Raw genomic sequence first — 13,133 nt, 5'->3', positions numbered from 1 at the left:
TCCCCCGTGCCCCCTCCGGGAGGGGGTTCCCGATAGAGCTTCGCTGGTTGTTGAGGGCGCCATGGCGCCACAACCGGCACAAGGAGAGACAAATGGATTTCGATTTTTCTGACGACCAGGAACAACTGCGCGACGCCGTGCGCAAGTGGGTGGACAAGGGCTACACGTTTGAGCGCCGCCGCGCTGCCGTGGCCGCAGGCGGTTTTGACCGCGCCGCCTGGGGCGAACTGGCCGAGCTGGGCCTGACCGCCCTCACCGTGCCCGAAGCGCACGACGGCATGGGCCAGGGCGCCATTGATGCGATGGTCGTGGCCGAAGAACTGGGCCGCGGCATTGTGCTGGAGCCGATTGCCCAAGCCTTCATTGCCAGCAGCGTGCTGTCGCACTACGCACCGGCCGACGTACAAGGCGCCTGGCTGCCCCGCGTGGCCAGCGGCGAAGCCCTGGTGGTGCTGGCCCAGCAGGAGCGCAAGGCGCGCTACCGCCTGGACGTTTGCGATGCAAAAGCGGTCAAAGCGCAATCAGGATATGCGGTAACAGCTATCAAAAGCGTAGTGCCCGCTGGCGACAAGGCCGACGCCTTCATCGTGCCTGCGCAACTCGACGGCAAGATCGCCCTCTTCCTGGTCGAGCGCACGGCGAGCGGCGTGACCACGCAGGGCTACGTCACGCAAGATGGCAGCCGCGCCGCCGAAGTGCAGCTGGCCAACGCCCCCGCCACGCTCATTACCACCGACGGCCTGGCCGCGCTGGAACTGGCCGTGGACACCGGCATTGCCGCCGCCTGCGCCGAAGCCGTGGGCGTGATGGACAAGACCGTGGCCATCACGGTCGAATACATGAACCAGCGCAAGCAGTTTGGCGTGTTCATTGCCAGCTTCCAGGCACTGCGCCACCGCGTGGCCGACATGAAGATGCAGCTGGAGCTGGCCCGATCAATGAGCTACTACGCCAGCCTCAAGCTCGGCGCCCCCGCTGCCGAACGCCGCGCCGCCATGGCGCGTGCCAAGGTGCAACTGGGCCAATCGATGCGTTTTGTGGGCCAGCAGGCTGTGCAACTGCATGGCGGCATCGGCGTGACGGACGAATACATCGTGAGCCACTATTTCAAGAAGCTCACGCAGCTGGAAGTGACTTTTGGCGACACGCTGCACCATCTGGGTGAAGTGTCTGCCCGCATGCAGGACACCGCAGGCGTGTTCGCCTGACGGTCGCTGACGCAGGCGCGTCACAGCCATCAACGATGCTCGTGGATTCACAGGTCCACGGGCATTTTTTCTTTCTGGAGACAGCTTCATGAACAACACACTCTGGCTGCAACGCCGATCTCTCCTGCTGGCCTCCGCTGCGGCAGTCACCCTGGCCCTGGCTGGTTGCGCCACCCAGAGCCCCAGCTTGGCCGATGCCCCGCCCATCGTCTTTGTGCACGGCAACGGCGATACCGCTGCGCTGTGGCAAACCACCGTGTGGCGGTTCGAATCCAACGGCTGGCCCCGCGAGCGCCTGCACGCCATTGACGTGCCTTACCCCCTATCGCGCGATGAGGACGCCAAGCCCCAGCCGGGCCGCACCTCGGCCGCAGAGCACATGGCCTACCTCAAGGCCGAAGTGGACAAGGTGCTCAAAGCCACAGGCGCCCGCCAGGTCGTGCTGGTCGGCAACTCGCGCGGCGGCAATGCCATCCGCAACTACATCTACAACGGGGGCGGCGACAAGACGGTGAGCCACGCAATCCTCGGCGGCACACCCAACCACGGCGTGTGGGCGATACCGGGGTTCCGAGAAGGCAACGAGTTCTCGGGCACAGGCCCCTTCCTCAAAGCGCTGAATGCCCCCAAGAACGCTGCGGGCGACGAAGTGAGCGGCCCGGTGAAATGGCTGACCATCCGCTCGGACAACAACGACAAGTTCGCCCAGCCCGACGGCCTGTGGATCGGCCAGAAAGGCACGCCCACCAACGTGACCGCCGCAGGGCCCGAGCTCAAGGGCGCTACCAACGTGGTGATCCCGCGCATCGACCACCGCGAGACTTCGTACTCCCCCGCTGCGTTTGAAGCCACCTACCGCTTCATCACCGGCAAGGCCCCCGCACGCACCGAGATCGCCGCGGAAAAATCCGTAGTGCTCAACGGCAAGGTCACGGGCCTGGGGGTGGACTCTGCCGACCCCAAGACCGGCAACTTCAGCAACAACCTGCCCCTGGCGGGTGCCCAGCTGGAGGTGTACGCCACCGACTCCGCCACTGGTGCTCGCACGGGCAACCCGCTGCTGCGAAAGACAGTGGGTGCAGATGGCCAATGGGGTCCGTTGGTGGTTGCACCCGGCGCACCCATCGAGTTCGTAATCACCGCACCTGGATATGCCACCACCCACATCTACCGCAGCGGCTTTCCGCGCAGTAGTGACCTCATCCATCTGCGCGCAGAACGCATGGCCGATGCCGACAAGGGCGCCGAGAGCGTCGTGACCTTGACCCGCCCGCGCGGCTACCTGGACCCGGCGCGCGACAAGATGCTGCTTGATGGTGCAGTGCCTGCGGGCGTGCCCGCTGGCGCCGGCGCTGGCGTGGCATCTGCCAAGTTCAAGCCTGCGGGGGGCGTACGCAGTATTGCGGGTGAATTCAATGGCGAACGCGTGGTGGGACAGACCTGGCCCGCTGCCAGCGGCCACCTGGTGTTCCTCGAACTGACTTACTAAAGGAATAGGCGCTGCACCGTGTCTTTGCACCGTGTAGCACGCCCCCAAGAGCGGTCAAGACTGCCCCGATGGCTAGGCGCTCCGTCGCAGACAGTACTGAAAGTACGGCAGGACGGAGCAACGACGCCAGCGGGGTCGTATCAGCCGCTCTACGCCAAAAGACGCGAGGACTTGGGGACGTGGGCCATCAGGAACTCCATCTGATCGGCCAGGATGCGCCGGTTGCGCAAGATGAAGTCTTCCCACAGACTGGGTACATAGGGCGCATACAGCAGCGGCATGTGCGCCTGCTCTGGCGTGCGGGGGCCCTTGCGGTGGTTGCAGGGGCGGCAGGCCGTGACCACGTTCATCCAGTGGTCCTGGCCGTTGCGGGCGAAGGGCACGATGTGTTCGCGCGTCAGGTCTTCTTCGTGAAAGTGCCCGCCGCAGTAGGCACACACATTGCGGTCGCGGGCAAAGAGCTTGCTGTTGGTCAGGCTGGGCTTGAGCTCGAACGGATTGATGCTGGGCACGCCCTTGGTGCCGATGATGCTGTTGATGGCGATCACCGATTGCTCACCCGAGATGGCGTTGTGCCCGCCCCGGAACCGGGCAATCTGGGCACCAGACTCCCAGCGCACTTCCCCGGCGGCGTAATGAATGACCGCCTGCTCCAGCGAAATCCACGATTGGGGCAGCCCTTGGGCTGACAGCTTCAAGACCTTCAAAACACGCCTCCTGGAACACAAAGTACACAAGGATCGGAACGCAGATGTCTCGCGGGCAGCCCTGCGCGGGGCCAGCCGTGGGTCACAATATACTCCGTTTTCATGACAAATTGGCGTCCTGCGCTTATTGCGCTTGCACAGACCGCTATCAAAAAGATAACAAACCGATGAAGATCTTTCGCGGATTCCACCACCCTGGCATCGCTGACGCCTGCGCGCTGACCATCGGTAATTTCGATGGCGTACACCGAGGTCACCAGGCCATGTTGGCCCTGTTGAACAGCGAGGCCGCACACCGGGGGGTGGAGAGCTGTGTGCTCACTTTCGAGCCCCACCCACGCGACTACTTTGCCGGTGCACACCACAAGCCGGAACTCGCACCAGCCCGGATCGGCACCCTGCGAGACAAGCTCACCGAGCTGGCACGCTGCGGTGTGCAGCAGACTGTGGTGCTACCGTTTGACGCGCGACTGGCCGCACAGTCGCCCGAGGCCTTCATCGACGAGGTGTTGGTGCGCGGCCTGGGCGCCCGCTACGTCCTGGTGGGCGACGATTTCCGCTTTGGCCGCCAGCGAGCGGGCCACTACGCCATGCTGGACTCGGCCGGGCAAACCAAGGGCTTCGACGTAGCGCGCATGAACAGCTACGAGGTGCACGGCCTGCGCGTGTCCAGTTCCGCCGTGCGCCAAGCCCTCGCGGCGGGCGACATGGAGGCGGCGGCACGCCTGCTGGGGAGGCCCTACACCATCAGCGGCCATGTGGTGCATGGCCGCAAGCTGGGGCGCGAACTGGGCGCTACGGCGGAAGGCGCGGGCGACGGTTTTCGCACCCTCAACCTGCGGTTTGCGCACTGGAAACCCGCCGCCAGCGGCATCTTTGCCGTACTGGTCCATGGTCTCGGTGGCGAGCCCTTGCCGGGTGTGGCCAACCTGGGCGTGCGCCCCTCCCTGGACCCCAATGACGTGAACGGCGGCCGCGTGCTGCTGGAAACCCATTGCCTGCACTGGCCTGCCGAACTGGGTGCCGAAGGGGCGTACGGTAAAATCGTGCGTGTGGAACTACTGCACAAACTGCACGACGAACTGAAGTACGACAGTCTGGACGCCCTGACGACGGGTATCGCGAAAGACTGTGCGGATGCGCGCGCCTACTTTGCATCGGCCCACGCCGCTCCCAACCACACCGAGACCCGGCGCCAAACCACGCGCGACCGAATTTAGGGGGCTGCCTGCGCAGCGCCTGCCCTGCAGGCACTACACCTCCCGCGTTTCGCCCCCCGTTCCCCCGCATTGCTCCGGGCCTGCCCCGGAATGCCCCGTTTTAAGGCTCCTTCATGTCCGACAACGCCAGTACCCCCGCATCCACCGCCACGGACTACCGCAGCACGCTGAACCTGCCCGACACCCCCTTCCCCATGCGCGGCGACCTGCCGAAGCGCGAGCCGGGCTGGGTGAAGGACTGGGAAGACCAGGGCGTCTACAAGCGCCTGCGCGACGCCCGCCGGGGAGCCCCCAAGTTCATCCTGCACGACGGCCCGCCCTACGCCAACGGCCAGATCCACATGGGCCACGCGGTCAACAAGATCCTCAAGGACATGATCACCAAAGCGCGCCAGCTCGAAGGCTTTGACGCGCTGTACGTGCCTGGCTGGGACTGCCACGGTCTGCCGATCGAGAACGCCATCGAGAAGAAACACGGCCGCAACCTGAGCCGCGATGACATGCAGGCCAAGAGCCGCGCGTTTGCCACCGAGCAGATCGCGCAGCAGATGGTGGACTTCAAGCGCCTGGGCGTGCTGGGCGAATGGGACAACCCCTACAAGACCATGAACCCCGCGAACGAAGCGGGCGAGATCCGCGCCTTCAAGCGCGTGATGGAGCGCGGCTTTGTGTACCGGGGCCTCAAGCCCGTGTACTGGTGTTTTGACTGCGGCTCTTCGCTGGCCGAGTTCGAGATCGAATACCAGGACAAGAAGAGCACCACGCTGGACGTGGCCTTCAAGTCGCACGACCCCGCCAAGCTGGCAGCCGCCTTTGGCCTGCCCGCATTGGTCAAGGATGCGTTTGTGGTCATCTGGACCACCACTGCCTGGACCATCCCTGCCAACCAGGCGCTGAACCTCAACCCCGAGATCAGCTACGCGCTGGTGGACACGGGCGAGCGCATCCTGCTCGTGGCCGAGCCGCTGGTGGCCTCGTGCCTGGAGCGCTATGGCCTCACCGGCAGCGTGCTGGCCTCCACCCTGGGCAAGAACCTGGGCGGCCTGGAATTCGAACACCCGCTGTACGACGTGGCCAGCGAGGACGGCAGCTTTGGCTACCGCCGCCTGTCGCCCGTGTACCTGGCAGACTACGCCACGGCCGACGACGGCACGGGTATCGTGCACTCCTCGCCCGCCTACGGTCTGGAAGACTTTAACTCCTGCCGCGCGCATGGCATGGCGCTCGACGACATCCTGAACCCCGTGCAGGGCAACGGCACCTACGCGGCCGACTTCCCGCTGTTCGGCGGCCAGCACATCTGGAAGGCCGTGCCTGTGATCATCGAAGCCATGCGCAACGCAGGCCGCCTGATGACCACCAAGGACATCACACACAGCTACCCGCACTGCTGGCGCCACAAGACGCCGGTGATCTACCGCGCGGCCGCCCAGTGGTTCGTGCGCATGGACGAGGGCGAAGGCGTGTTCACGAAGCCCGGCATGAAGCCCGCCAAGACGCTGCGCCAGATCGCGCTGGATGCCATCGAGCACACCAGTTTCTACCCCGAGAACGGCAAGGCCCGCCTGCACGACATGATCGCCGGGCGGCCCGACTGGTGCATCTCGCGCCAGCGCAGCTGGGGCGTTCCCATCCCGTTCTTCCTGCACAAGGATTCGGGCGAGCTGCACCCGCGCACCATGGAAATCATGGACCAGGCGGCTGACATCGTTGAAAAGGGCGGCATCGAGGCCTGGAGCCGCGTGACGACCGAGGAAATCCTGGGCGCCGAAGACGCGCCGCACTACACCAAGAGCACCGACATCCTGGAGGTGTGGTTTGACTCCGGCTCCACCTTCAGCCATGTGCTGCGCGGCACGCACCCCGAGGTGCACCACGACACCGGCCCTGAGGCCGACCTGTACCTCGAAGGCCATGACCAGCACCGCGGCTGGTTCCATAGCTCGCTGCTGCTGGCCTCCGCGCTGGAAGGCCGCGCGCCCTATCGCGGCCTGCTGACCCATGGCTTCACCGTGGACAGCCAGGGCCGCAAGATGAGCAAGTCGCTGGGCAACGGCATCGACCCGCAGGAAATCAACAAGAAGCTGGGCGCCGAGATCATCCGTCTGTGGGTGGCCGCCAGCGACTACTCCGGCGACATCGCGGGCGACGAGAAGATCCTGGCCCGCGTGGTGGACGCCTACCGCCGCATCCGCAACACACTGCGCTTCCTGCTGGCCAACGTGAGCGATTTCGACCCGGCCAAGGACGCCGTGCCGTTCGACCAGATGCTGGAGATCGACCGTTACGCCCTCACCCGCGCATCCGAGTTCCAGGCCGAGGTGCTGGCGCACTACAAGGTCTACGAATTCCACCCCGTGGTGGCCAAGCTGCAGCTGTACTGCTCGGAAGACCTGGGCGGCTTTTACCTCGACGTGCTCAAGGACCGCCTGTACACCACGGCGCCCAAGAGCCTGGCCCGCCGCAGTGCCCAGACCGCGCTCTACAACATCACGCACGCCATGCTGCGCTGGATGGCGCCGTTCCTGTCGTTCACGGCCGAAGAGGCGTGGAAGGTGTTTGGCAACTCCGACTCCATCTTCCTGGAGACCTATGGCAACGTGGCGGGCGTGGGTGCCGGTGCCGACGAAGGCCTGTTGGCCAAGTGGGCGCGCATCCGCGAGATCCGCGATGCGGTGAACAAGGAGATCGAAGCGCTGCGCGCCGCCGGCCAGGTGGGCTCGTCGCTGCAGGCCACCGTCACCCTCACGGCTGCGCCGGAGGACCACGCACTGCTGGCCAGCCTGGGCGATGACCTGAAATTCGTGTTCATCACATCCGCTATCGATTTGGTAGCTGGTAGCGCTTTGCAGATCAGCGTCAAGCCCAGCTCTGACGCAAAGTGCGAGCGCTGCTGGCACTACCGCAGTGATGTGGGCAGCGATGCCGCCCATCCCACCATCTGCGGCCGCTGCACCAGCAACCTCCACGGCGACGGCGAAAGCCGGGCGCACGCGTGATGGCGCGCACAGCACAGGCCGGACGCACCGGCGCGGGCATGTGGCCGTGGCTGGCGTGGGCGGTGTTGCTGGTGGGCGCCGACCAGATCACCAAGACGCTGATCCTCAACCACTACCAGCTGGGTGACTCCACGTTCATCACCAGCTTCTTCAACATCGTGCGCGCGCACAACACTGGCGCAGCGTTCTCGTTCCTGTCGGACGCGGGCGGCTGGCAGCGCTGGCTGTTCACCGGCATCGGCGTGGCGGCCACGATCTTCATCGTGTGGCAGCTGCGCGCGCACCCGGGCCAGAAGCTGTTCAGCTTTGCGCTGTCCAGCATCCTCGGCGGAGCGGTGGGTAACGTGGTGGACCGGCTCATGCACGGCTATGTGGTGGACTTCTTGCAGTTCCACTACGCGGGCTGGTACTTCCCGTCGTTCAATCTGGCGGACTCGGCCATCACGGTGGGTGCGGCCTGCCTGATCCTGGATGAGCTGCTGCGGGTGCGGCGCGAGCGTTGAGGCCACGCTGGCTTTGTTCCCCCTGAACGGCCCGCTCCATGCGGGCCGCGCTGTTTGTGCGCAGCAACGCACCCAGCGCCGACATGGGCATCTGCTCCAGCGCTATGGAATCAGGAGTATGCTTATGTGTCAGTTTTATGACAGCCCGGTGTGCGCGGTTCTTGCATTGGCCCCTGGGTCTGGTCATCGCACGGTTTGCGCCCATCACAAGAAGAAGAAACAACGGTTTTCATGAAGCATCTCCTCAATCTCCTGGCAGCCGTGGCGCTGCTGATCTGGGGCACCCACCTGGTGCGCACCGGCATTCTGCGTGTGTTCGGCGCGAACCTGCGCCAGCTCATTGCGCACAGCGTCAGCAGCCGCTTCACCGCTGTGCTCTCCGGCATTGGCGTGACGGCCGTGGTGCAGTCCAGCACCGCCACCGCGCTCATCGTGTCGTCCTTTGTGGGCCAGGGCCTGGTGGGCCTGCCTGCGGCGCTGGCCGTGATGCTGGGCGCCGACGTGGGCACCAGCGTGATGGCCGTGGTGTTCTCCATGGACCTGTCGTGGCTGTCGCCCCTGTTCATCTTTGTGGGCGTGGTGCTGTTCATCTCGCGCAAGGACACCGCCGTGGGCCGCGTGGGCCGGGTGCTGATCGGCCTGGGGCTGATGCTGCTGGCGTTGCGCCTCATCACCGAATCGACCACGGTGCTCACCCAGTCGCCCACCGTGCGCACGCTGCTGGGCGCGCTCACCAGCGATCTGCTGCTGGAGATTTTTACCGGCGCCATTCTGGCCATCGTGGCGTACTCCAGCCTCGCCACCGTGCTGCTCACAGCAGCGCTGGCGGGCTCGGGCGGTATTCCGGCAGACGTGGCGCTGGGTCTGGTGCTGGGCGCCAACCTGGGCAGCGGTGTGCTGGCGGTGTTGACCACCATGAAGTCCAACGTGCAGACACGCCAGGTGCCACTGGGCAATCTGTTCTTCAAGATCATTGGCGTGCTCATCATGACGCCGCTCACCGGCCTGTGGCTTCAACATGTGCGGCCCTATGTGCCCGAAACCGCCGCCCTGGTGGTGCTGTTCCACCTGGCCTTCAATATCGTGGTGGGCATCGTCTGCATTGGCCTGACAGGTACGGTGGCGCGGGCCGTGCAGCGCCTGCTGCCGGTTGAAAAGGCGCAGGCTGCCGCAGGCACCCGTCCCCAGCATCTGGACCCCTCCGCCCTGGCCACGCCATCGCTCGCCATCTCATGCGCGGCGCGCGAAGCCCTGCACCAGGCCGACGTGGTCGAATCAATGCTGCTGGGCCTGCACAAGGTGATCCGCACGGACGACCTGCAATTGGCGGAAGACCTGCGCAAGCTCGACGACGAGGTGGACGGCCTGTATTCGGCCATCAAGTACTACATGACCAAGATCTCGCGCGAGGCCCTGGACGAACGCGAGGGCCGCCGCTGGGCCGACATCATCAGCTTCACCATCAACATGGAGCAGATCGGCGACATCATCGAGCGGGTGCTGATCGACATCGAGGACAAGAAGATCAAGAAGGGCCGCCAGTTCTCCGAGGCAGGCATGGAAGAGATCAACGAGCTGCACGCCCGCCTGATCGACAACCTGCGGCTGGCCATGAGCGTGTTCTTGAACGGCAGCGTGCGCGACGCACAAAAGCTGCTCGAAGAAAAAGCGCGCTTTCGCGACCTGGAACACGCCTATTCGGCCACCCACCTGGCACGCCTGTCAGACAACACCGTGCAGAGCATTGAGACCAGCTCACTGCACATTGACCTGATCAGCGAGCTCAAGCGCATCAACTCGCTGCTGTGCTCGGTGGCCTACCCCATTCTGGAATCGGCCGGCGCCCTGGCGCCCAGCCGCCTGCGCGCGCTCAACGAACAAAGTTGAAGCCTTTTGGGCTGCAGGCGCATATTCCCTATGCGCCTACAGCTACATAAATCTACGCACTGCGCCGCGCATAGCGTTGCGCCAGCACCGCACACACCATCAGCTGCATCTGGTGGAACACCATGATGGGCAGCACGATGGCGCCCACCGCGTGCGACGCAAACAGCACCTTGGCCATGGGCACACCGCTGGCCAGGCTCTTCTTGGAGCCGCAGAACACCAGGGTGATTTCGTCCTCCTTGGAGAACCCCATGCGCTGCGCGACCCAGGTGGTGGTCACCAGCGCCAGGGTCAGCAGCACGGCGCACACCACCACCAGGCCCAGCAGTGCAGACGCTGGCAACTGCCGCCACAGCCCCTCGACCACCGCTGCGCTGAAGGCGGTGAACACCACCAGCAGGATGGAGCCCTGGTCCACCAGCTTGAGCGCTGCCGCACGGCGCTGCACAAAACCGCCAATCCACGGACGCAGCAGGTGGCCCGCCACAAAGGGCACCAGCAACTGCAAGGTGATGCGGCCGATGTTGGCCAGCGTGTCATGCTGCGCAGTGCCTGCCTGCTGCCGCGCCTCGGGCAGCAACAGGCCCACTAGCAGCGGTGTGATCACAATGCCCAGCAGGGTCGATGCCGACGCGCTGCAGATGGCCGCCGGCATGTTGCCGCGCGCCATGGCCGTGAACGCAATGGCCGACTGCACCGTGGCTGGCAGCACGCACAGGTACAGGATGCCGGTGTAAAGCCCGGGCGTGACCAGCGGCAGCAGCACCGGCCGCAGCGCCCAGCCCAGCAGCGGGAACAGCACAAACGTGGTGCCCACGACCACCAGGTGCAGCCGCCAGTGCGAGAGCCCCGCCACGATGGCATCCCGCGAGAGCTTGGCCCCGTGCAAGAAGAACAGCAGCGCCACCGCAGCCACGGTGATCCCCTCCAGCGCCTGGGCCGCCACGCCCGATGCGGGCAACACGCTGGCGAGGGTGACGGTGCCCAGCAGTGCCAGGGTGAAGTTGTCGGGGAGAAAACGGGAACGGGCCATGGGTGACAGCGCAGCGGCAGCGCAAAAAATGCAAAGGGACATGGGGCATACAAACCCCCAAGACACGCATTGGACCGCAGCCTGATTCCAAAGAGAAATGGATTTCTCTGATGGATTTATGATTCGAGCGCATGAATATCACCCTGCGCCAGCTGCACGTGTTTCAGTCGGTGGCCGCCACCCGCAACTTCAGCCGCACCGGCGATGCGGTGGGACTGACCCAACCGGCCGTGAGCCGCTGCATCACCGAGCTGGAAGCCCAGCTGGGCCTGAAGCTGCTCAACCGCACCACGCGCGAAGTGACGCTGACCGATGCGGGCCAGCGCCTGTCGGCACGCCTGCCACGTGTGCTGGAGGAGCTGGAGAACACGCTGCTGGACGTGCGGGAACTGGCCACCGAGCGGCGCGGCCGCGTGCGTGTGGCCAGCAGCCCCACGCTGTCGGCCAACCTCATGCCCGACTGCATAGCCGACTGCCAGCGCACCCTGCCCGGGCTGGAGCTGGTGCTGCTGGACCGCATCCAGAGCGCAGTACTGGCCAGCGTGCTGTCGGGCGAGGTGGACTTTGGCGTGGTCATCGACCCCAGCGAGCGCGAGGCGCTGCACTGCGAGACCATCCTCACCGAACCCTTTTGCCTGGCCTGCCCGCCCGACCACCGGCTGGCGGGCAAGCGCAAGGTGCGCTGGACCGACCTGCAGGGCGAAGCGCTGGTGCTGCTGGATCACGAATCCGGCAGCCGCCGCCTGATCGATCGCGCCCTGGCCGAGCACGGCGTGACCTGCACGGTGGCTCAGGAGGTGGGCCACCCCACCACCATCTTCCGCATGCTGGACGCAGGCCTGGGCATCTCGGTGATCCCCACCCTGGCGCTTCCGCCCGAAGGCCTGGCACGGCTGGCGGTGCGCCCCCTGGTGCCGCGCGTGGACCGCGAGATCATGCTGGTACACCGGAGGCACCGCGCGCTCTCGCCCATGGCGCAGGCGGCCTGGGATCTGGTGAAGGCGGTGGCGGTGCAGCGCAATGGCACGCAGGTTCTTAGCAACAAAGGCCGTTGAAAAAACTTCCAACGTATCTGCATGGGCATCTTCAGCTGCTTGATAAATCGCAGCCTTCCATGCCCATCCGATTCAGCGGACTAGTCGCCCGATTCGTCGCTGCCTGGTCCCTCGACAAGGTACCGCTCCAGCCCCACCACCAGCGCATCAAACGTGCGCCTGCAGCGCGGACTGGTGCGCAGGTCCTCATGCATCACCACCCAGGTCTCCAGCCCGTATTGAAGCTGCTGCGGCAGCACCCGCACGAGTGCGGGGGCGCTGCGCCGGGCCAGTGCTTCCTGGCAAATGCCGATGCCGGCGCCTGCGCGGACAAAGGCCAGCTGCGCCACATCGCTGTCGCTGCGCACGGTAAACCGATCTCGCCGCCACACAGGCAGGGCCTTTTGGGCCGCACGCAAAAAAGGGGTTTCTGCATCAAAGCCGATCAGGCGGTGCTGCGCCAGCTCGGCCAGGGTGGCGGGCATGCCCTGGGCGGCGATGTAGCGCGGATGGGCATACAGGCCCAGCGGGATGGTGCCCACGCGGCGGGCGATGAGCGCGTCCTGCCGGGGTTCGGTCATGCGGATGGCGATGTCGGCCTCGCGCTGCAGCAGGTCGTGCACGCGGTTGCTCAGCACCAGCTCCACCGTCAGCGCGGGGTGCTCGGCCTGCAACTGCGCAAGGAGGGGCGGCAGCACCTCAACCCCCATCACCTCGCTGGCGCTCACTCGCACCGTGCCGCGTACGCCGTCGCCCTGGCTGTCAGCCGCGCGCACCAGGGCCGCCGCAGAGTGGCCCATGGCTTCCGCGTAGCTGCGCAGGGCCAACGCGGCCTCGGTCGGCAGCAGGCCCTGCTGAGAGCGCGTGAAGAGCACCAGCCCCAGGGCCTGCTCCAGGGCGGCAATGTGGCGGCCCACTGTGGGCTGTGTCACCCCCAGCGCCCGCGCGGCGCCCGACAAGGAGCCCTCTCGCAGCACACCGAGGTACGAACGGTACAGCTCCCAGCCAATGTCATGGCGATCCGGTTGGTCCATACATAAATGTATAGCCAAG

10 protein-coding genes are annotated in these 13,133 nt (G+C 65.6%); 7 read left to right on the top strand and 3 right to left on the bottom strand.

All coding sequences use genetic code 11. From position 1 onward, the window contains the following. The first annotated feature begins 92 nt into the window (after positions 1–92). The gene (locus IB236_RS01805; RefSeq protein ID WP_192418494.1) at positions 93–1,208 is read left to right on the top strand and encodes an acyl-CoA dehydrogenase family protein; all 1,116 of its coding nucleotides are present in this window, start codon (positions 93–95) and stop codon (positions 1,206–1,208) included. 88 nt (positions 1,209–1,296) lie between these two features. After that, positions 1,297–2,697: an alpha/beta fold hydrolase gene (locus IB236_RS01800; protein WP_192418492.1), complete on the top strand. Its 1,401-nt coding sequence runs from the start codon at positions 1,297–1,299 to the stop codon at positions 2,695–2,697. A 149-nt stretch (positions 2,698–2,846) separates the two neighbouring features. Here IB236_RS01800 and IB236_RS01795 read toward each other — a convergent pair whose 3' ends face one another. Continuing rightward, positions 2,847–3,404: an HNH endonuclease gene (locus tag IB236_RS01795; RefSeq protein WP_055401504.1), complete on the bottom strand. Its 558-nt coding sequence runs from the start codon at positions 3,402–3,404 to the stop codon at positions 2,847–2,849. A gap of 167 nt (positions 3,405–3,571) precedes the next feature. On the opposite strand from IB236_RS01795, the gene IB236_RS01790 reads away from it, so the two are divergent. The 4 genes from IB236_RS01790 (at position 3,572) to IB236_RS01775 (ending at position 10,013) form a co-directional block, all read left to right on the top strand. Further along, a complete protein-coding gene (locus IB236_RS01790) occupies positions 3,572–4,624 on the top strand; it encodes a bifunctional riboflavin kinase/FAD synthetase (protein ID WP_192418490.1) in 1,053 nt (350 codons plus the stop codon). A gap of 113 nt (positions 4,625–4,737) precedes the next feature. Beyond that, a complete protein-coding gene (gene ileS, locus IB236_RS01785; RefSeq protein WP_192418488.1) occupies positions 4,738–7,623 on the top strand; it encodes an isoleucine--tRNA ligase in 2,886 nt (961 codons plus the stop codon). Next, positions 7,623–8,126: a signal peptidase II gene (gene lspA, locus IB236_RS01780; protein WP_099729591.1), complete on the top strand. Its 504-nt coding sequence runs from the start codon at positions 7,623–7,625 to the stop codon at positions 8,124–8,126. Before ileS ends, lspA begins: the two co-directional genes overlap by 1 nt. Before the next feature lie 231 nt (positions 8,127–8,357). Next, the gene (locus IB236_RS01775) at positions 8,358–10,013 is read left to right on the top strand and encodes a Na/Pi cotransporter family protein (RefSeq protein ID WP_056747467.1); all 1,656 of its coding nucleotides are present in this window, start codon (positions 8,358–8,360) and stop codon (positions 10,011–10,013) included. Positions 10,014–10,065: 52 nt separating this feature from the next. Here IB236_RS01775 and IB236_RS01770 read toward each other — a convergent pair whose 3' ends face one another. Continuing rightward, on the bottom strand, positions 10,066–11,046 hold the full coding sequence (locus IB236_RS01770) for a bile acid:sodium symporter family protein (protein WP_192418486.1): 981 nt from the start codon (positions 11,044–11,046) through the stop codon (positions 10,066–10,068). Positions 11,047–11,177: 131 nt separating this feature from the next. Here IB236_RS01770 and IB236_RS01765 point away from each other — a divergent pair, with 131 nt between their 5' ends. After that, positions 11,178–12,101, top strand: a complete 924-nt coding sequence (locus IB236_RS01765) for a LysR family transcriptional regulator (RefSeq protein ID WP_192418484.1) — start codon at positions 11,178–11,180, stop codon at positions 12,099–12,101. Between the two features lie 80 nt (positions 12,102–12,181). On the opposite strand, the gene IB236_RS01760 is transcribed toward IB236_RS01765, so the two are convergent. Then, complete coding sequence (locus IB236_RS01760; RefSeq protein ID WP_192418482.1) at positions 12,182–13,114, bottom strand: LysR family transcriptional regulator; 933 nt, start codon at positions 13,112–13,114, stop codon at positions 12,182–12,184. Positions 13,115–13,133: the final 19 nt, after the last annotated feature.

This window comes from Acidovorax sp. ACV02 (assembly GCF_014851475.1).
In the GTDB taxonomy this organism is placed as follows: Bacteria; Pseudomonadota; Gammaproteobacteria; order Burkholderiales; family Burkholderiaceae_C; genus Acidovorax; species Acidovorax delafieldii.
This window is presented reverse-complemented; position numbering and strand designations above follow the sequence as displayed.